At 64.8% G+C, this 19,305-nt stretch carries 20 protein-coding genes; 8 read left to right on the top strand and 12 right to left on the bottom strand.

Features of this window, described 5'->3' with window-relative positions; translation table 11 throughout:
* Nucleotides 1–173 precede the first annotated feature (173 nt).
* The 7 genes from AC07PF_RS25160 (at nucleotide 174) to AC07PF_RS25130 (ending at nucleotide 8,236) form a co-directional block, all read left to right on the top strand.
* Nucleotides 174–1,139 (top strand): serine/threonine protein kinase, encoded by a 966-nt coding sequence (locus AC07PF_RS25160; protein ID WP_494613674.1) that lies wholly within the window; start codon nucleotides 174–176, stop codon nucleotides 1,137–1,139.
* 13 nt (nucleotides 1,140–1,152) lie between these two features.
* Nucleotides 1,153–2,304 (top strand): hypothetical protein, encoded by a 1,152-nt coding sequence (locus tag AC07PF_RS25155; protein ID WP_494613673.1) that lies wholly within the window; start codon nucleotides 1,153–1,155, stop codon nucleotides 2,302–2,304.
* 1,066 nt (nucleotides 2,305–3,370) lie between these two features.
* The gene (locus AC07PF_RS25150; RefSeq protein ID WP_494613672.1) at nucleotides 3,371–4,261 is read left to right on the top strand and encodes a LysR substrate-binding domain-containing protein; all 891 of its coding nucleotides are present in this window, start codon (nucleotides 3,371–3,373) and stop codon (nucleotides 4,259–4,261) included.
* A gap of 113 nt (nucleotides 4,262–4,374) precedes the next feature.
* Complete coding sequence (locus AC07PF_RS25145; RefSeq protein WP_007857285.1) at nucleotides 4,375–5,193, top strand: NAD-dependent epimerase/dehydratase family protein; 819 nt, start codon at nucleotides 4,375–4,377, stop codon at nucleotides 5,191–5,193.
* A complete protein-coding gene (locus tag AC07PF_RS25140) occupies nucleotides 5,190–6,215 on the top strand; it encodes a Gfo/Idh/MocA family protein (RefSeq protein ID WP_494613671.1) in 1,026 nt (341 codons plus the stop codon). Before AC07PF_RS25145 ends, AC07PF_RS25140 begins: the two co-directional genes overlap by 4 nt.
* Nucleotides 6,212–7,219, top strand: coding sequence for a Gfo/Idh/MocA family protein (locus tag AC07PF_RS25135; RefSeq protein ID WP_494613670.1), 1,008 nt, complete (start codon nucleotides 6,212–6,214; stop codon nucleotides 7,217–7,219). Before AC07PF_RS25140 ends, AC07PF_RS25135 begins: the two co-directional genes overlap by 4 nt.
* 45 nt (nucleotides 7,220–7,264) lie before the next feature.
* The gene (locus AC07PF_RS25130) at nucleotides 7,265–8,236 is read left to right on the top strand and encodes a Bug family tripartite tricarboxylate transporter substrate binding protein (protein ID WP_494613669.1); all 972 of its coding nucleotides are present in this window, start codon (nucleotides 7,265–7,267) and stop codon (nucleotides 8,234–8,236) included.
* A 65-nt stretch (nucleotides 8,237–8,301) separates the two neighbouring features.
* On the opposite strand, the gene AC07PF_RS25125 is transcribed toward AC07PF_RS25130, so the two are convergent.
* The 11 genes from AC07PF_RS25125 to AC07PF_RS25075 form a co-directional block, all read right to left on the bottom strand.
* The gene (locus AC07PF_RS25125; protein WP_494613668.1) at nucleotides 8,302–8,772 is read right to left on the bottom strand and encodes a hypothetical protein; all 471 of its coding nucleotides are present in this window, start codon (nucleotides 8,770–8,772) and stop codon (nucleotides 8,302–8,304) included.
* A gap of 256 nt (nucleotides 8,773–9,028) precedes the next feature.
* Complete coding sequence (locus AC07PF_RS25120) at nucleotides 9,029–9,565, bottom strand: disulfide bond formation protein B (protein WP_494613757.1); 537 nt, start codon at nucleotides 9,563–9,565, stop codon at nucleotides 9,029–9,031.
* A gap of 72 nt (nucleotides 9,566–9,637) precedes the next feature.
* On the bottom strand, nucleotides 9,638–10,762 hold the full coding sequence (locus tag AC07PF_RS25115) for a sulfate/molybdate ABC transporter ATP-binding protein (RefSeq protein ID WP_007857280.1): 1,125 nt from the start codon (nucleotides 10,760–10,762) through the stop codon (nucleotides 9,638–9,640).
* 22 nt (nucleotides 10,763–10,784) lie between these two features.
* On the bottom strand, nucleotides 10,785–11,699 hold the full coding sequence (gene cysW, locus AC07PF_RS25110; protein ID WP_007857279.1) for a sulfate ABC transporter permease subunit CysW: 915 nt from the start codon (nucleotides 11,697–11,699) through the stop codon (nucleotides 10,785–10,787).
* Nucleotides 11,696–12,586 carry a sulfate ABC transporter permease subunit CysT gene (gene cysT, locus AC07PF_RS25105; RefSeq protein WP_007857278.1) on the bottom strand — a complete coding sequence of 297 codons (891 nt, stop codon included), beginning with the start codon at nucleotides 12,584–12,586 and terminating at the stop codon, nucleotides 11,696–11,698. The genes cysW and cysT overlap by 4 nt, the downstream gene beginning before the upstream one ends.
* 3 nt (nucleotides 12,587–12,589) lie before the next feature.
* A complete protein-coding gene (locus AC07PF_RS25100; RefSeq protein WP_007857277.1) occupies nucleotides 12,590–13,594 on the bottom strand; it encodes a sulfate ABC transporter substrate-binding protein in 1,005 nt (334 codons plus the stop codon).
* Between the two features lie 165 nt (nucleotides 13,595–13,759).
* Nucleotides 13,760–14,359, bottom strand: coding sequence for an RBBP9/YdeN family alpha/beta hydrolase (locus AC07PF_RS25095; protein ID WP_494613667.1), 600 nt, complete (start codon nucleotides 14,357–14,359; stop codon nucleotides 13,760–13,762).
* 73 nt (nucleotides 14,360–14,432) lie between these two features.
* Nucleotides 14,433–15,074, bottom strand: a complete 642-nt coding sequence (locus AC07PF_RS25090) for a peroxiredoxin (protein ID WP_007857275.1) — start codon at nucleotides 15,072–15,074, stop codon at nucleotides 14,433–14,435.
* Nucleotides 15,075–15,187: 113 nt separating this feature from the next.
* Entirely contained in the window at nucleotides 15,188–15,919 is a 732-nt protein-coding gene (locus AC07PF_RS25085) for an AAA family ATPase (protein ID WP_494613666.1), read from the bottom strand.
* 30 nt (nucleotides 15,920–15,949) lie between these two features.
* Nucleotides 15,950–16,819: an HDOD domain-containing protein gene (locus AC07PF_RS25080; protein ID WP_494613665.1), complete on the bottom strand. Its 870-nt coding sequence runs from the start codon at nucleotides 16,817–16,819 to the stop codon at nucleotides 15,950–15,952.
* 137 nt (nucleotides 16,820–16,956) lie between these two features.
* Nucleotides 16,957–17,904 carry a LysR family transcriptional regulator gene (locus AC07PF_RS25075; RefSeq protein ID WP_494613756.1) on the bottom strand — a complete coding sequence of 316 codons (948 nt, stop codon included), beginning with the start codon at nucleotides 17,902–17,904 and terminating at the stop codon, nucleotides 16,957–16,959.
* Between the two features lie 125 nt (nucleotides 17,905–18,029).
* Here AC07PF_RS25075 and AC07PF_RS25070 point away from each other — a divergent pair, with 125 nt between their 5' ends.
* Complete coding sequence (locus AC07PF_RS25070) at nucleotides 18,030–18,674, top strand: FMN-dependent NADH-azoreductase (RefSeq protein WP_494613664.1); 645 nt, start codon at nucleotides 18,030–18,032, stop codon at nucleotides 18,672–18,674.
* A 67-nt stretch (nucleotides 18,675–18,741) separates the two neighbouring features.
* Here the strand turns inward: AC07PF_RS25070 and AC07PF_RS25065 are convergent, their stop codons facing one another.
* A complete protein-coding gene (locus tag AC07PF_RS25065; protein WP_494613663.1) occupies nucleotides 18,742–19,290 on the bottom strand; it encodes an NADPH-dependent FMN reductase in 549 nt (182 codons plus the stop codon).
* Between the last annotated feature and the right edge of the window lie 15 nt (nucleotides 19,291–19,305).

Raw genomic sequence — 19,305 nt, 5'->3', positions numbered from 1 at the left:
TGCTACCCACGAGTGCCACTGCGCAGACAGAATTGTCCGATACAGCACACATCGCAATTAAAACGTTTCCAAGCTCGCTCGGCATCCGATTCTGTTATTTTCGGTTCCAAAAGTCTACGCTGCTACCCTCGGTCCTCCGAGGCCGGAATTTGATAGTGCCAAGGAGGCTCGCCGTGCCGAGAGATTCTCTACAGCTTCGCGATGACCTACTCGCATGCCTGCCGAGCCTTGTGATCGACAGGCCGCTCGCAGAGTCGGGGCAGCGCGTGGTGTACTTGGCACACTTCGTCGACGCCAGCATTCCGGCAGACGTGCTACCTCCAGACGGTGACGACCCGGACTTGAGGCCGTTCCTCCACGGCTGGGAAGCTTGGGGCAAAATTGTGGTGAAGGTGGTGTCCGGTGCGGACAACACCGCCTTGGCCAGACTTCAAGCTGAAACTGCCATCCTTGAGGATGTCAGACCAGCCAGCTTCCCTAAGCTGTTGTTTTGCAACCTGTTCACGGAAAACCCAGTCACCGATGAGCGCCTCGCCGAGCGGTTATATGTCTCAGTCGAAGAATTCGTCGACTCAACACCGCTTTGCGACATGGCCGATAAGTACAAAGGTGATGAGAGAGGTATCGCGACGCTCGCGCTGGGAATCTCCAACGCGCTGCTGCCGCTCTGGGTTCATCATCGAAAGTTCGTACATCGCGACATTAAGCCTGCTAACTTGCTGATCCAGCGCTCGGGTGAGGTTATGGTCATTGACCTCGGGATCGTTCGGGAGACTGGCGCACCCGGGGTGACGCATGACGGTCCTGGTCCTGGCCCTTTCACGCCAGGGTATGGTGCACCCGAGCAGATGGCTAACGAGAAGGAGGCGGTGACCTTCAAGACTGACTTTTTCTCTATCGGCGTGGTTATGTACCGACTCATGGCCGGCGTAGAACCATTCGCCTCAAAGCCGGGCATGCAGATGCACGAAATCATGATTGCTGCCGCCGGATATGAGCCCCCGACGTTGGAGAAAGTCGCGGGTGCGTCACGGGCTTTCTCCGACTTCGTGGCTAGAGCAATGATGAAGGAGCCATGGCAGCGGCAGCGCACTCCAGCGCTATTTATCGAAGAATTGCAAGAAATACTGGCGATCTAAAAAGGGAGCACACATGGCGCTGGGATTACTTCATCAGGTCGGGCACAACAGCAACTGGAATGTCGAATCGTTTCAGACAGACGGGTGTGGCGACGGCCTGATCTTGAGCCCGCTTCACCAGGCAAAGGCCACGGTGGAAAAGCTGCCGGTTGCAACTCGCTCTGCATCGATCTTTGACCCTCAGTTCTATCTGCCCAGCTCGCGCAAGCCGAAGCTGATGACATATCCTTTCTTCCCGGAGCAGGTCGATGGCGGGTTTCAGACTGCTACTTTCGTCGCGCACGCCTCTGAGGTTGCCAAAGCCTGCATCGACTTTCAGATCGACCAGGGATTCCGAAAGGTCGTCGTGCCCACTAGGTACATCAACCAGATGTACCCGTCGTACTTTGATCAACAGCGGATGTTCACCATTGACGCGTTCATGGAGCATGCAGGGGATCGTCCTCTGTGCCTGTCTGTGGCACTCACGGCACCCATGATCCAGGACGCGGACTGGCGCCGGCGCGTCCTGAACTGGATTACCTCCTTCCCAAATGTGGACGAGGTTTATTTGATGTATGAGCACGAGCGCAACACCAAGCAGGTTCAAGACGCGCAGTTCCTAAGCGATTGCATGGCGTTCTGTTCCGATGTGTTGAACACCGGCCTTGGCCTGGTCTTGGGCTACACAAACACTGAGGGACTTCTCTACTCCGCGGCCGGTGACCTCACCATCACCATGGGCGCGTTCGAGAACACACGCATCTTCTCGGTGGACAAATTCCTAGAATCGGAGGGGGAGCGGCGTGGCCCAAAGGCCCGGATTTACCTTGCTGGATTGCTCAACTGGGTGCAGTTTGAAGATGCCAAGCGAATCCGTGATAGGGCACCGCGCGTTTGGCAACAGGCCTATAGGGCGACGCCCTGGGCGGATGAGGCGTTGGCTCGCTTGATCGAGCCGACGTTCAATCAGTCGCCGCTATACAAGCACTACTTTCGCAACATGCAAGACCACATCGACGAGCTTCGCCCTCTATCGCTCGCTGAGCGTAGAACATTGCTTATTCGCAAGATCGATGCGGCATTGGCGGCGTACCGAGAAATCGACCGCGCGGGTGTGCCGCTTGAGAAGCACGGACAAGCTGGCCACCTGCAAAAATGGCGACAGGTGCTAGCTGGCGTCTGAGACGCTCTTGCGGGTAAGGGCGCGAGACGACAGCACCGCCTGAGCCTGCCATCGCTTGGCGGGACTCATAGGGCCTTGCGTTAGGGCAGTGTTGTGAATGAACAGGCCTTGCCCGCGCTCAATGGAAGCTAGGCCCACGCCAGCGACTCGAAAACGGTCCAGCTGAACAATGGCTGGCCGTGCAAAGGCGTGGTCCAGTACGACCCAGGACTCATCTGCAAACTGGAGATTTCTGTATGCTTGGACTAGCACATGCTGCCAGTCACTTATCTTGGCCTCTACCGCAATAAGCCGCTCGAATGGAGGCGTGCGAAGGCCTGAGATGGACAACGAATTCTTTGACTGCGTGGCGACGCCCGCTGCGGCCAACTGCGCTACGACTCTCTGCGCTGCGCTTTCGGAAGTGCCCAGAACGGCTGCGAGCTCGGCCCGGCTCTTAATTGTGTCGCCTACGCCCCGTCTGAGGAGAACGGCGAGACGAGGTGAAACCATCGCGGCAATCCGCAATGCCTTAGTGCTACGTGGTGCACGTTTTGCTAGAACAAGATCAGCGACGCCCACGCCGGCATCGACCTCTAGCTCCACGCGATATTCTTGACGCCTTGCGCGTGCTACGCAGGCGATGATGGCCTTTACGAGGGCCGCTTCCGACTCAAATCCAGTGCTTCTCACGCCTTTTAGCTCGTTCTCTTATGTTGGTAGGCGACGCATCGCGACGACATGCGGTAGCGCTTGGTCTCGCTAATGCATGCGTTTTACCGACTGGCGCAACAACTCGTCCCAGTGCAACTGGGTCACTACTTATCTATCACCGAAGGAGGGGCGGCCTCCCTTGTCGACCTTGTCGCAATGACCCATTTTGAAACAAAAGAGGCGGGGTCGGAGCGGGGTACCTGTCAAGAAGATTTCGTGCGGTGACTCGTCCCAGCCTAAAGAAGTGGTAATTCGTGTAGGAATTGGCAATCGGCTGGCCGCTTCTGGCAGCTATCGTAGCATCGGCCATCGTCAGTTGGTCAGAACACCGAGTCAGTCAGAATGCAGCAATAGCGTGCCGCACAACTCCCCCATGGACCTCCGCCGCCTAACCTATTTCGTAGCCGTAGCGGAAGAACGCCACCTGGGCCGTGCCGCCGAGCGCCTGCACCTGTCCCAACCCCCGCTCACCCGCCAGATCAAGGCCCTGGAGGCCGAAGTCGGCGCGCAGCTCTTCGAGCGCACTCCCCGCGGCATGGTGCTGACCCATGCGGGCGAGACCCTGCTGCGCGACGCCAAAGCCATCTTCGGCATGGTGGACCAGGCGGCGGACCGGGCGCACCGGGCGGCGCGTGGCAAGCTGGGGCGGCTGGATGTGGGGGTGTATGGCTCGGCCATCTTCGGCATCGTGCCGAACATCCTGGCGCGGTTTTCGCGCGAGAACCCCGATGTGGAGATATCCCTGTACCACGCGCAGACGCCGCAGCAAGTAACTGCGCTGCGGCAGGGCCGGGTGCTGATCGTGTTCGAGCGGTTATTACCGGCCGACAGCGACCTGCAGGTGGAGCGCGTGGCCAGCGAGCCGCTGTGGGTGGCGATGTCGGACACCCACCCGCTGGCGCGGCGCAAGAAGGTCCCCGTTTCTCTGCTGCGCAACCATGCGCTGGCGGTGGGCTCATCCCCTTCGGCCACGGCCACGCTGCTGCGGCTGTGCGCCGAGGAAGGCTTTGAGCCGCAGATCGCCACGCAGACCAGCGATGTGGTCATGGCCACGATGCTGACCGCCTTCAGCAACTGCCTGACGGTGGTGCCCTACTCCATGCTGAGCGTGCAGTTCCCCGGCGTGCGCTATGTGCCGCTGGTGGCGGCGCGCGGCGAGGCGACCATGGACCTGTACTGCTTTTACCGCAAGGACGAGGCATCGCCACTTCTGCAGCGGATGCTTGAGACGGTACGGAACTACAGCGCCTCTGGCGCAGATTGACTCTCGGAAACTCCTTACCGAAAAGGTATGGAGTTGAACGAAATTGGGAATGGACGTTTCTCGTGGACGGGTGAACACTGCGATGCAGGTCACACAAGAACACGGAGACAACATTGAGTTCACGTCCATTCAAGCGCCTGCTTTTGACGGGCGCAGCCGGCGCGCTCGGCCGCGTGCTGCGGCCGGCCATGCGGGGCCATGCCTCGGTCCTGCGCGTTTCAGATATCCAGCCGATGGAGGCGTCAGGCAGTGACGAGGTCGTCGTCTGCGACCTGGCCGACAAGGCGGGCACCGATGCGCTGGTGGCGGGCTGCGATGCCATCGTGCACCTGGGCGGCATTTCGGTGGAGCGGCCGTTCGAGGAAATCATCGAGTCGAACATCCGGGGCACCTTCCACCTCTACGAAGGCGCGCGCAGGCATGGCGTGAAGCGGGTGGTGTTTGCCAGCTCGAACCATGTGGTGGGTTTTCACCCGCAGGACGAGCACCTGCAGACCGACTGCGAGCGGCGGCCCGATGGCTACTACGGCATCTCCAAGGCGTTTGGCGAAGACCTGTCGCGCTTTTACTTCGACCGCTATGGCATCGAGACCGTGTGCCTGCGCATCGGCAGCGCCTATGCCGCGCCCAAGGACCAGCGCATGCTATCGACCTGGCTGAGCTTTGGCGACCTGGAGGCGCTGGTCGGCCGGTCGCTGCTGGCGCCCGAGATCGGCCACCTGATCGCCTACGGCATGTCGGCCAACCCCTCGGTGTGGTGGAGCAATGCCAAGGCGGCGCGCCTGGGCTTTGCGCCTCAGGATACGTCCGCGGCATTCGAAGGCGCCAGCGCGCTGCCGGCCGCCCTGCCCGGCTCGCCGGAGGCACGCTACCAAGGCGGGTCCTTCGTGGTCCGTGGTCCTTTTGAAACCCTGCCCGAGGTGCCCCAATGACGGTCCGTTTCGGCGTGGTGGGCATCGAGCACCGCCATATCTACCACCTCATCCAGGGCCTGCTGGACGCGGGCGCAACCTGCGCCGGCTATGCCACCTCGCACGCCGACCCGCTGGTGCTGCAGGGCGTCCAGTCGCGCTTTCCCGGCCTGAAGGCCGTGGAGTCGGCAGAGGCGCTGCTCGATGACGACTCCATCCAGCTGATCGTCACGGCCGATGTGCCAGTACGACGCGCAGAGCTGGCCGTCGATGCGATGCGGCGCGGCAAGGACGTGCTGACCGACAAGCCGGGCGTGACCAGCTTTGCGCAACTGGCAGCGGTGCAGGCCGCCGTGCGCGAGACCGGGCGCATCTTTGCGATCTGCTTTTCCGAGCGGCACATCGTGCCCTCAGTGGCCATGGCCCAAAAGCTGGTGCAGGACGGCGCGCTGGGCAAGGTGTTCCACACCCTGAGCATGGGACCGCACCGGTTGAACGCGGCCACCCGGCCGGCCTGGTTCTTCGACAAGGCTTATTACGGCGGCATCCTGGTGGACATTGCTTCACACCAGATCGACCAGTTCCTAGTGCTCACCGGCTCGACCGATGCCACGGTGGCCCATGCCGTGCACTCGCACATCGGGCAGGCCACGCCCGTGAGTTTTCAGGACTTTGGCGAGATCGCGCTGGCCTCACGCGACAACACGGCGCGTGGCTATATCCGCGTGGACTGGTTCACGCCGGATGGCCTGCCCACCTGGGGCGATGGGCGCCTGTTCATTGGCGGCACCGAAGGCTCGATCGAGATACGCAAGTACGTGGACATCGAGGGCCGCGCCGGCGGCGAGCACCTGTTTCTGTGCGACCGCAAGGGCACGCGGCATATCGACTGCAGCCGGGAGCCCATCACCTTCTTCCGAGATCTGGTCGCCGATGTGCAGAACCGCACGGACAACGCCGTGCCGCAGGACCATGTGTTTGCCGTGAGCCGGCTGGCGCTGGAGGCGGATGCGCTGGCTACATCAGGGAGCACCACTCCATGAAGAAGCTGGGCATTGCACTCCTGGGCGTGGGCCCGGGCTCCGAGCCGCACCTGCAGAGTCTGGCCACGCTGGCGGACAGCGTGGACCTGCGCTGGGCGCTGGCCCGCAGCAACCCCGACAAGGCCCGGGCGGCGGTGCCGCCGAGCACCCGGGTAACGGGCGATCTGCAGGAGATCCTGGGCGACCCGCTGGTCGAGGCGGTCATCGTGGCGACGCCGGCCTATACGCACCTGGAAATCGCCTCGGCCGCGCTGGTGGCCGGCAAGCACACCCTGGTGGAGAAGCCGCTGGACGTGACCCTGGCCCGGGCCGAGGAACTGGTGGGCCAGGCTGCAAGCCATGGTGTGCAGCTGGGCGTGGTGCTGCAGCACCGCTTTCGGCCGGGGGCGCAGCGCCTCAAGCAGCAGCTGGATGCCGGCACGCTGGGCGCCGTGCAGAGCGCCGTGCTGCAGGTGCCCTGGTGGCGTTCACAAGAGGGCTACTACGCCAAGGCCGGGCGCGGCACGCTGGCGCGCGATGGCGGTGGCGTGCTGCTGACCCAGGCCATCCATGCGATCGACCTGTTCCGCAGCCTGGTGGGCGTGCGCGCCGTGGTGGCCTCGCAGATTGCGACCACGGCGATCCACGAGATGGAGACCGAAGACTTCGCCAGCGCCCTGCTCACCCTAGGCAATGGCGCGCCGGGTGTGCTGGTGGCCACCACGGCCATGTACCCGGGCCGGGCCGAGGTGCTAGAGCTGGTGTGCCGCCATGCCACGGCCACGCTGGAGGGTGGCAACCTGCGCGTGCAGTACCACGACGGCCGCGTCGAAACCCTCGACGGCGAGTCGAAATCGGGCAGCGGCGATTCGATCATGGACTTTTCGCCCGATGCGCACATTGCCCTGCACCGGGACTTCTTTGGCGCCGTGGCCGAGGGCCGGGCCCCCACGGTGACGGGTGCCGAGGCCCTGGCCACGCACCGGCTCATCGACCAGATCGTGCGGCAAGGGCAAGCCGCCTGAAGCAAGCAAGCCAAGTAAAGCAATTACCACAAGGAGACAAAAGCCATGAAGAAAGTGTTCCACCAGATCGCACTGGCCCTGACGGCACTGTGCGCAGCCACCCTGCCCGCGCACGGCGCCGACTTTCCGACCAAGCCCGTCAAGATCGTCGTGCCCTATGCGCCCGGCGGCACCACCGACGTGCTGGCCCGCTTCATCGGGCAGCGCCTGTCCGAGAACCTGGGCCAGTCCGTGGTGGTGGACAACAAGCCCGGTGCCGCCGAGGCCGTGGGTGCAGGCCTGGTGGCCAAGGCGCCGGCCGACGGCTACACCCTGCTGCTGTCGACCATGACCACCCAGGCCATCAACCCCACGCTGTTTCCCAAACTGTCGTTCGATGCGACCAAGGAGCTGACGGCCATTGGCCGCGTGGCCGACGTGCCGGCCATGATCGTGGTGAACCCTGGCGTGCCGGCCAACACCCTGCCGGAGTTCCAGCGCTACCTCAAGGCCAACCCGGACAAGAGCTATGCCTCGCCCGGCAACGGCACGCCCAACCACTTGGCCACCGAGCTGTTCAAGCGCGCCGCTGGGGTCGAGGCCCTGCACGTGCCGTACAAGGGCGGCGCACCGGCCGTGCAGGATGTCATGGCCGGGCAGGTGCAGTTCATGCTGATCCTGGCACCCGAGGCCATGCCCCTGGTCAAGACCGGCAAGCTGCGCAACCTGGCCATCACCACCCAGCAGCGCTCGCCCATGTTCCCTGACCTCCCGACCGCCTCGGAACAAGGCGTCAAGGACTTCGAGCTGGTGGTCTGGTACACGCTGCTGGCGCCTGCGGGCACGCCCAAGGACGTGGTGGCCAAGCTCAATGCCTCGCTGAACGCGGTGCTCAAGGAAAAGCAGACGATGGACAAGCTGGCCGAGCTGAGCATCAAGCCCGCGGGCGGCACACCCGATGAGGCCATGGCCTATGCCCGAAGCGAGGCGGCGCGCTGGAAGAAGGTGATTGAAGACGCGGGGATCAAGGCGGAGTAAGACTTCCCCGCCCCAAAAGAAAAGGCGCTCCAAGGAGCGCCTTTTGCATGGTGGCTGCGGCGCGGTCACGCACGAAGCGGCAACTGCCTGGAAGCGCGCTTGAGCAGCAACGCCATGGCGATGCCCATCCAAAGAAGCGGAAAGCCCGCAATGGCCGCCAAGCCCACCAGCAGGGGGTTGAACCCCGAAAGCACCGCCAGCACCACAGGTACCGTGCCGATGCCCAGCAAATAGGGGATCGCGCGCTGGCAATTGCTTGGAGCAATCCTCCACACCAGCACCTCTGCCAGAACGCGGCCGGCGAGTGATAAAAGGACGACACCTTGGCCCAGGCCAATCAGAAATGCAATGGCGAAGAAGGCCGGCCCGTCTCCACCGCTCGGGTTCTTCGCCAGGTCATTGTGCAGATACACCCCGCCTGCGATCCAAAGTGCGAAGGCCAGAACAAGGCCGATCGCCGCGTATTTCCGGCGTGGCACCACCGCCGGAAGTGATGAGATGGCAAGCAGCAGGGTGAATGTGAGGGATGAGAGCATGGGGGTTTCTATCGCTCAACAAGTGTCTCGAAAACCGCCTGGGCGGCTTGGCTTCGAACCCCGACCGATCCCGAAGGAGCTGGGCGAGGCCGTGCTTGAAAGTATGGCGAGCGTGTGTGAGGCGAGGATGAAGTAGCTGCGTACGCCTGGGTCACCTGCACATTGGCCGCACCTGAATGAGCCACCACCAGCGAAAAAAACAAAAGGCGCTCCGAAGAGCGCCTTTTCATGATGGCCGAAGATTGTGCGGACCGACTCAAGCCATCGAGTACCCTGCCCCGCCGCGGCGCCCGCCCTTGAGGTGGCGCGCCAGCAGCACCAGCATCACCAGGCCAAAGCCCACGAAGCAGATGAACGACCAGTTGGCGATGGAGCCGCCCAGGAAGGTCCAGTCGATGGCAGCGCAGTCGCCCGAGCCGCGGAAGATCATGGGAATGGCGCGGCTGATGGGGTAGTTTTCGATCATGCCGTAGAAGTCGCGCCCGCAGGTGGCGACCTCGGGCGGGTACCACTGCAGCCAGCTCTGGCGGGCGGCCACGAAGGCGCCGAAGCCGGCGATGAGCACGGCGATGCCGGCCAGCGACATCCACCAGCCGCGCGAGTCGCGTGCGGCGGCCAGGCCGGTGAAGATGGCCACGCCGATCAGCGCGTAGCGCTGCACGATGCACATGGGGCACGGCTCCAGCCCTACCACATGCTGCAGGTACATGCCGAAGGCCAGCATGGCCACGCAGGCCAGGCTGATCAGCCCGAGGATGCGGCGCGGGGCCGTATAGATCCAGTTCAACAACACCATCATTCTTGTCCTTGTGGCCGCCCCGCACCCGGTTTGCCCCAGGTGCCCAGAGGGGCCACAAGGCAAGCGTCAGATGTTGGCGGCGTGGTCCAGAAAAACCTTGGCGCGGCGCGGTGTCACCACCAGCGTCTCACCCTCCTTGAAACCCATCTCCTTGAACTGCTGCGCGGGGATCTGTGCCTCGATCAGCGTCTCGGGATTCGAATTGTCCGCTGGTTTGTGATCGTCGGACGGAATAAGTTCCAGCCGCGCGATCGGGCCGACCACGATGGCACGGCTCAGCTGCGCCACGATGCCGGTCGGGCGGCCCGCCGCATCGACGCCCACGCCCGGCGAGTAGCGCTGCACATCGAGGTCGTGCGGGCGCACATAGGCAAAGGCCTTGGTGTCCTGCGCGTCGGCGTGCTCGGGGGCATCGAGCTGCATGCCGTCGAGGTGCACCAGGCCCTCGTGGGCGCGGCCCTGGAACAGGTTCACGTCGCCCAGGAAGCCGTAGACGAAGGGGCTGGCCGGGTGGTCCCAGACCTGCTGGGGCGAGCCGCTCTGCTCGATGCGGCCCTGGTTGATGACCACCACGCGGTCGGCCACTTCGAGGGCTTCTTCCTGGTCGTGGGTCACGAAGATGCTGGTCACATGCAGTTCGTCGTGCAGGCGGCGCAACCAGCGGCGCAGTTCCTTGCGCACCTTGGCGTCCAGGGCGCCAAAGGGCTCGTCGAGCAGCAGCACCTTGGGCTCCACCGCCAGGGCGCGGGCCAGCGCAATGCGCTGGCGCTGGCCGCCCGACAGCTGCGAGGGGTAGCGCTCGGCCAGCCAGTCGAGCTGCACCAGCTTGAGCAGGTCGGTGACCTTCTTCTTGATCTGGGCCTCGCTCGGGCGCTCGCCACGCGGCTTGACGCGCAGGCCGAAGGCCACGTTCTCGAACACGGTCATGTGGCGGAACAGCGCGTAGTGCTGGAAGACGAAGCCCACATTGCGCTCGCGCACGTGCACGTCGGTGGTGTCCTCGCCCGAGAAGTGGATGGTGCCCACGTCGGCCGTCTCCAGGCCGGCGATGATGCGCAAGAGCGTGGTCTTGCCGCAGCCCGAGGGGCCGAGCAGTGCGATCAGCTCGCCCGAGGCGATGTCCAGGCTCACGTCGCGCAGCGCATGGAAGTCGCCGAACTGCTTGCTGACGTTGCGAATTTCGATACTCATGGTGTGTGCTTTCTTGCTTGCTTCAGCGCGTGGACGGTGCCACGGCGGGCGCGGGGCGCTCGGGCGGCAATTCGGCCGCGGCCTTCATGTCCTGCTCGTTGCGCCATTCGGCAATCGACTTGATGACCAGGGTGACCAGGGCCAGCAGCGCCAGCAGCGAGGCGGCGGCGAAGGCGGCGACCGACTGGTACTCGTTGTAGAGGATTTCCACGTGCAGCGGGATGGTGTTGGTCTGGCCGCGGATGTGGCCCGAGACCACCGACACTGCGCCGAACTCGCCCATGGCGCGCGCATTGCACAGGATCACCCCGTACAGCAGGCCCCACTTGATGTTGGGCAGCGTGACGTACCAGAAGGTCTGCCAGCCGGTGGCGCCGAGCACGATGGCGGCCTGCTCCTCGTCGTTGCCCTGGGCCTGCATCAGCGGGATCAGCTCGCGCGCGATGAAGGGGAAGGTCACGAACACGGTGGCCAGCACGATGCCGGGCACGGCAAAGATGATCTTGATGTCGTGCGCTTGCAGCCAGGGGCCGAACCAGCCCTGTGCGCCGAACATCAGCACGTAGACCAGGCCGGCCACCACGGGCGACACCGAGAACGGCAGGTCCACCAGCGTGGTCAAAAAGGCCTTGCCCTTGAACTCGTACTTGGCGATGCACCACGCCGCCGCCACGCCGAACACCAGGTTCAGCGGCACGGCGATGAGCGCAGTGATCAGCGTGAGCTTGATGGCCGACCAGGCATCGGGCTCGCGCAGGCCATCGAGGTAGGCGCCAAAGCCCTTGCGCAGCGCCTCGGCGAACACCGCGGCCAGCGGCAGCACCAGGAACAGCAGCATGAAGGTCAGCGCCACAGTGATCAGCGTGTAGCGCACCCAGGGCGCCTCGGTCGTGCCGGCGCGCGCACGGCGCACCGTGCGGGAGTTGTTGCCACTCATGCGGGTGCTCCTGCGTGACGGCGCTGCCAGGCCTGCAGCGCGTTGATGACCAGCAGCAGGATGAACGAGATCACCAGCATGACCACGGCCACGGCGGTGGCGCCGGCATAGTCGTACTGCTCGAGCTTGCCGATGATGATCAGCGGCGTGATTTCAGAAACCATGGGCATGTTGCCGGCGATGAAGATCACCGAGCCGTACTCCCCCACGGCCCGGGCGAACGCCATGGCAAAACCGGTGAGCAGCGCGGGGGTGATGGAGGGCAGGATGACCTTGGTGAAGGTCTGCCAGCGCGTGGCGCCCAGGCAGGTAGCGGCTTCCTCGAGCTCTTTTTCGGCGTCTTCGAGCACCGGCTGCACCGTGCGCACCACGAAGGGCAGGCCGATGAAGATCAGCGCGATCACGATGCCCGCGGGCTTGAAGGCCAGCTGGATGCCCAGCGGCTCCAGGTACTGCCCGACCCAGCCGTTGCTGGCCAGAAGCGCCGTTAGCGAGATGCCGGCCACGGCCGTGGGCAGCGCAAAGGGCAGGTCCACCAGCGCGTCCACGATCTTCTTGCCCGGAAACTTGTAGCGCACCAGCACCCAGGCAATGAGCAGGCCGAAGAACAGGTTGACGATGGCCGCCAGGAACGAGGCGCCGAAGGTCAGCCGGTACGAGGCCACCACGCGCGGCGCGCTGATGGCCGCCCAGAACTGGTCCCAGGTGAGGGTGAAGGTCTTGAAGATCAGTGCCGACAGCGGGATCAGCACGATGATGCTCAGGTAGAACAGCGTGTAGCCCAGCGTCAGGCCAAAGCCGGGCAGCACCCGTTTGGACGCACGCCGGCCGGCCGGCGCAGGGGCCTGTAGGGCACCCCGCGCGGCCACAGAGGTCGCAGCGGTCATGGTTTACTTGGCGCCAGGCGTGTAGAGCTTGTCGAACTGGCCGCCGTCGTTGAAGTGCACCTTCTGGGCGTCGCTGAGCGAACCGAAGTACTTGGCCACGGTGAACTGCTTCAAGGGCTTGAAGGTATCGGCGTACTTCTTGAGCACGGTCTCGGAGCGCGGACGGATGGCGTGCTTGGCCGCGATCTCCTGGGCTTCTTCGGAGTACAGGTAGTCCAGGTAGGCCTTGGCCAGTGCGGCCGTGCCCTTCTTGGCCACGGTGCGCTCGACCACGGCCACGGGGTTCTCGGCCACCACGCTGACCGACGGATAGATCGCATCGACCTTGCCGGCGCCGAACTCGCGGTCGATGGAGACCACTTCGGATTCGAAGGTGATCAGCACATCGCCCTGGTTGCGCTGCAGGAAGGTGGCGGTGGCGTCACGGCCACCCTTGGCCAGGATGGGCACGTTCTTGTAGAGCTTGCCCACGAACTCGGCGGCCTGCGCTTCGGTGCCGCCCTTTTCGCGCACGGCGCCCCAGGCAGCCAGGTAGGCATAGCGGCCGTTGCCGCCGGTCTTGGGGTTGACCACGATGACCTGCACGCCGGGCTTGATCAGGTCGTCCCAGTCCTTGATGCCCTTGGGGTTGCCGTTGCGCACCAGGAACAGCATGGTCGAGGTGGTGGGCGATGCGTCGTGCGGGAATTTCTTGGCCCAGTCCTTGGCCACCACGCCGCTGTCGGCGAGGAACTGCACGTCGGTGGTCGTGTTCATGGTGACCACGTCGGCCGCCAGGCCGTCGTTCACGGCGCGCGCCTGGGCGCTGGAGCCGGCATGCGACTGGTCGATCTTCACGTCCTTGCCGGTGGTCTTCTTGTAGTGGGCCGAGAACGCGGCGTTGTAGTCCTTGTAGAACTCACGGGCCACGTCGTACGACACGTTGAGCAGCGAGTCCTGGGCCAGCGCCATGCCGCTCGCGGTCAATGCCAGAGTGGCCAGGAGAGTCTTGAGTTTCAAAGAAGTCATGTGGCGTAGCCCGTAAGGAAAAGCGGAAGATGCCACATTGTGCGCACAGCGCCTTAAAACTCAAAAGAATACATTCTTGTTAATTAATCGGATTTTGGAATAAAGAAACAAGATGTAGTCGCATTGGCAGCACCGGCCTGCGGCCCGGTGCGGGCGCGGATACGCTCAGGCCGAGGCCTGCCAGGCAGGTGCTGGCGCGGGCGACGCAGCGACGCCGCCCTGCTCGCCCGTCAGCGACTGCAGCAGCGCCCAGCCCAGGGGCCATTCGCCATGGCCCGATTCCACATTGATGTGGCCGGCCTGCTGCATGCGCACGAACTCGCTGCCCCAGGCGCGGGCATATGCGCCGGCCAGGCGGATCGGGCAATAGGGGTCGTTGCTGCTGGCCACCACCACGCTGCGGTAAGGCAGTTGTGCGTAGGGCACCGGCGCAAAGTCGTTGAGGATGGCGCGGCGCTCCGGGTCGGCCGGCGCCACCAGCAGCGCGCCCTGGATGCGGGCCGCCGCCTCGGGCCCGAGGTGGGTGGCGGCGATACAGCCCAGGCTGTGCGCCACGATCACCACCGGATGGGGCGCGGTCAGCACGGTCTTTTCGAGCGTGCCGACCCAGGCGTTGCGGGTAGGGGTGATCCAGTCGTCCTGTACCACGCGGCGCGCGCTGGGCAGCCGCTCGGCCCACAGGCTCTGCCAGTGGCCGGGGCCGGAGTCGCGCCAGCCGGGGACGATGATGATGGAAGTGGGGTTCACGTTGGTACCGCCCGGCATGGCCCCGGCAGCGCCCTGCCCTGCTGGTTGCAGCAGGGGCGCGCGCCGCAGGCCACCGCCTGGCTTGCTTGGCTTACTTGTTGGGCTGCGGTGTGATGCGCAGATAGGGGCGCACGGCCTTGAAGCCCTTGGGGAAACGCTGGGCGATCTCGGCCGGGTCCTGCAGGCTGGGCACGATGATCACGTCGTCGCCGTCCTTCCAGTTGGCGGGCGTGGCCACCTTGTGGCTGTCGGTCAGCTGCAGCGAGTCGATCACGCGCAGGATCTCGTCGAAATTGCGGCCCGTGCTGGCAGGGTAGGTGAAAGTGGTGCGAATGACCTTCTTGGGGTCGATGATGAACACGCTGCGCACCGTGACCGTGGTCGAGGCGTTGGGGTGGATCATGTCGTACAGGTCGGCCACCTTCTTGTCCGCATCGGCCAGGATGGGGAAGTTGACGGTGGTGTTCTGCGTTTCGTTGATGTCGCCCACCCAGCGGTTGTGCGAATCCACGGGGTCCACGCTCACGGCGATGGGCTTGACCTTGCGCTTGGCGAATTCGGTGGCCAGGGCCGCCGTCTTGCCCAGCTCGGTGGTGCAGACGGGGGTGAAATCGGCGGGGTGCGAGAACAGCACCACCCACGAATCGCCTGCCCATTCATGGAAATGGATGGGGCCGGCGGTGGATTCCTGGGTGAAGTCGGGGGCGGTGTCGCCGAGTCGCAAGGTGGCCATGGATGTGCTCCGTCAATGTCTGATGGAGCCATTCTGCGAGCCGCGCTTTAAAACCCAAACGAATATATTGTTCTGACTTAATCGCAAAAACGTCTATCAAGGCGCCAAAAAGCTCAGTCCTGGTCCAGCAGGCGGTCCAGCCGCGCCCGGTAGTTGTTGAGGAAATCGTGCGTCACCGCATAGTGCTCGGTGTCCTCGAAGGCCACCTCCGACAGGCCCGTGCCGTCGAACAGGATGATCTTCGCGTGCGGGTAGGACAGCAGGATGGGCGAGTGCGTGGCGATGATGAACTGCGATTTGTCCTCCACCAGCTGGTGGATGGCCGAGAGCGCGGCCAGCTGGCGGTTGGGCGACAGGGCGGCCTCGGGCTCGTCCAGCAGGTACAGGCCCTTGCCCTCGAACTTGTGCGTGAGCAGCGCCATGAAAGCCTCGCCATGCGAGCGCGCATGCAGCGACTTGCCGCCATACCCGTCCAGATAGCCCACCTCGTCCATGTAGGTAGCCACATTGAAAAAGCTCTCGGCCCGCAGGAAATACCCATCCTTGGGCTGGCGAAAGCTGCGCGCCAGCCGCAGCACTTCATGCAGGGAGGATTCCGAACCCGCAGAAGACAGGCTGAAGTTGCGTGTGCCGCCCTCCGGGCTGTACCCCAGGGCCAGGGCAATGCCCTCCAGCAGAGTGGACTTGCCCGAGCCGTTTTCCCCCACCAGAAAGGTCACGTCCGGGTGGAATTCCATCCGCCCCATCTCCCGGATGGCGGGGATGTTGTAGGGGTAGGCGTCGTAGTCCACCTCGGCATCGGGGCGGATGCAGACGCTTTGCAGATAGGGTTTGGCGGGCAGCATGGGGTGCCATGCCAACGGCCAGGGAGGGGATCAGAAGCGCACAGCCTCGAAGGCGGGGTGCAACTCGTCCACCCAGTGGTCCAGCTCCTCTTCCGACACTGCCAGGTGGTCCATGCAGGCCTGGCCGTGCTGCAGCCAGTCGCGCGTGGGCTGCAGGCCGTCGTGGTGGTTCACCAGGTACTCGGCCAGCAGGCCCAGGGCCACCAGGTGGCGCACCGTGGGGTTGAAACGCTCGTCCTGTAGGGCCGTGAAGTCGTGGTGCAGCCAGATGGCCTGGGCCACGTCGCCCGGCAGGTGCCAGGTGCGTGCCACCAGGGCGCCCATCACCGCGTGGTCGGTGTGGTGGTTGGCGTTTTCGGTCTGGGTGAAGGTGCGGTCCTTGCGGGCCAGGGCCTCGGTCACGGTGGAGCCATAGCCGCGCACGGCCTTGACCAGCACCGGCATGCCCACGTGGCAGAACAGGCCGAAGCTGTAGCCCAGGCCGGGGTCGAAGCTGTAGAGCTGGCGCCCGATGTGCTCACAGGCGATGGCGCGGCGCTGCGAGCTTTCCCAGAAATGCTCGAGCAGCGGCGAGCGCACCATGAGCGCATTGCGCGTGATGAAGGCCGAGAGCAATTCGACCGCCGGATTCAGCCCGAGCACGGTGAGCGCCATGCCGATGGTCTGCACCGGCTGGGCCAGGCCGAACAGCGGGCTGTTGGCCTGGCGGATCAGGGCGGCCGCCAGGGCCACGTCGGATGAGGCCAGCTGCTCCAGCGCGCCCGAATCGAGCTCGGGTGCGGCCACGATCTGCTGCAGGCGCAGCAGCGACTCCGGGCACGGCGGGATCACGATGGCCCGCACGGAGGGGTGGGTGCGGGCCTTCTGGAGGTCGGTATCAATGGGGTGGGGGTTTTTCACGGCGCGCCCCGGGGTACCTGCGCAGGGGTGGCACGCAGGCAATCCGGTCAGTTGCAACTGGTTGCATTGTGGCCTGAAAACGCGCGGGGCGAAGTGACCTCAGGCCAGAGCGGCCTTCACCGCACGGCGTATTGACACTAGATGCTCGCGCCGTCCAGCCCCGCCCCGCCATCGCGCGTGGCCAGGCTGTTGCGCCCGGGCATGGCATCGCCCAGGTAATCCAGGAAGGCGCGCACGGCGGGCGACAGGCCGCGCCGCGAGGGGAACACCGCGTGCACGATGGCCGGGGGCGGCACCCACTCGGGCAGCACGCGCACCAGACGGCGCTCGCGCATCTCCTCGTGGCACATGTAGTCGGGCATCCAGCCCATGCCGATGCCGGCCAGCACCGCGAACTTCAGGGTCAGCAGGTCGTCGGCCACGTAGCGCGGCGTGTGGTGCACCACCTGGTGCGCGCCGCCGGGGCCCATCAGGTTCCAGGTGGCGCGGCCGTCGGGGGCCGACATGGCCACGCTGTCCATGCGCGAGAGGTCTTCCAGCGTGGTGGGCGTGCCCTGGCGTATCAGCAGGTCGGGGCTGGCCACGAGGATCTGGCTGGTCATGTCCAGCCGCTTGACCACCATGCTGCCGCTGTCCTCCAGCGTGGGGCGCACGCGCAGGGCCACGTCGATGCCCTCCTCCACCACGTTCACCGCCCGGTTGCTGACCATCATGTCGACCCGCACCTCGGGGTAGCGCGCCAGGAAGGGCGGCATCATCTCGGCCAGCACCGTCTGCGCCAGCGTCACCGGGCAGCTCACGCGCACGGTGCCGCGCGGCACGGTCTGCACCTGGGCCACCGTGTCGGCGGCCGCCTGGGCCGACTCGCGCATGGCCTGGCAATGGCGCAGGTAGGCCTCGCCCACCTCGGTCAGCGAGAGCTTGCGCGTGGTGCGCTGCAGCAGGCGCACGCCCAGCTGCGCCTCCAGGTCCGACACGCGGCGCGAGAGGCGCGATTTGGGGATGCCCAGGGCGCGGCCGGCGGCGGCAAAGCCACCGCGCTCGACCACCTCCGCGAAATACAGCATGTCGTTGAGGTCTTGCATAAAGTACATCGTTCTACTGATAGGACAATCTATCGCAAGTTCAATACCTTATCAACAAATGAGTGTGTCTCCACAATTCATTCCATGGCCACACGCTGTGGCTACCACCCACAGGAGATCCACTCATGCAACTGCTTCACATCGACTCGGCCATCACCGGCGAACAATCCGTTTCCCGCGAACTCACGAAGCGCATCGTCGCCGCCTGGAAGGCCGGCCACCCCAACACCGCGGTACAGCACCTGGACCTGGCCGCACAGGCCCCGGCCCACCTGGGCGCCGATGCCCTAGGCTTTCGCACCGGCCAGGAAGCCGCGACCGAAGTGCAGCGCCAGGAAAACGCCCTGTCCGAAGCCCTGGTAAGCCAGTTCCTGGCCTCCGACGTGATCGTGATCGGCGCGCCGCTGTACAACTTCACCATCCCCAGCCAGCTCAAGGCCTGGATTGACCGCGTGGCCCAGGCTGGCCGCACCTTCAAGTACACCGACAAGGGTCCCGTGGGCCTGGCCGGTGGCAAGACCGTGATCGTGGCCTCGACCCGCGGCGGTGTGTATTCCACCAGCGAAGGTGGCCAGGCCATGGAGCACCAGGAAAGCTACCTCAAGGTGGTGTTCGGCTTCTTCGGCATCACCGACGTGCGCTTCGTGCGTGCCGAAGGCGTGGGCATGGGCCCTGACGCCAAGGCCCTGGCCATCGCCAGCGCCGACAAGGACATCCAGGCCCACGCCAGCGTGCCGGCCAACCAGCCACAGATCGCACAAGTGGCCTGATCCGGTTTCTGGTCAGCCAAGCAAACGCCGCCCATCGGGCGGCGTTTTTCATGGTGCGGTCAGAAGCTCAGATGTGCTTTTTGACCCATGCGGCATACGCATCGACCCAGCCCTGCAGGAACTTCTTGCTGCCTTCGCCCACGTTGCCGTCGGCGTCGAACAGGCCTTCCTTGGCGTGGATGAAGCCCTCGGGCTGGCCCAGGGTGGGCACGTCGAGGTAGGCCAGCACGTTGCGCAGGTGCTGCTGCGCCAGCGCCGTGCCGATGGCGCCCACCGAGGCACCAATCACACCCGCGGGCTTGCCGCCCCAGGCGCTCTGGCCGTAGGGGCGCGAGCCATGGTCCAGCGCGTTCTTGAGCACGCCGGGGATGGAGCGGTTGTACTCGGGCGTCACGAACAGCAGGCCCTGGGCGGCCTTGACCTCGCTCTTGAGGCGCTGCACCGACGCGGCCTGGTTGCCATCGTCGTCCTGGTTGTACAGGGGCAGGTCGTCGATGCGCAGCTGCGTGAACTGGAAATCGGCCGGCGCCAGCCGCTCGATGGCGGTGGCCAGCTTGCGGTTGAACGAATCCTTGCGAAGGCTGCCGACGATGACGGCGATCTGGACATTGCTCATGGAAACTCCTTGTGA

The organism is Acidovorax sp. GW821-FHT10A04 (assembly GCF_059415825.1).
The sequence above is the reverse complement of the archived record's forward strand: the minus strand, read 5'-3'. Positions and strand labels throughout refer to the sequence as shown.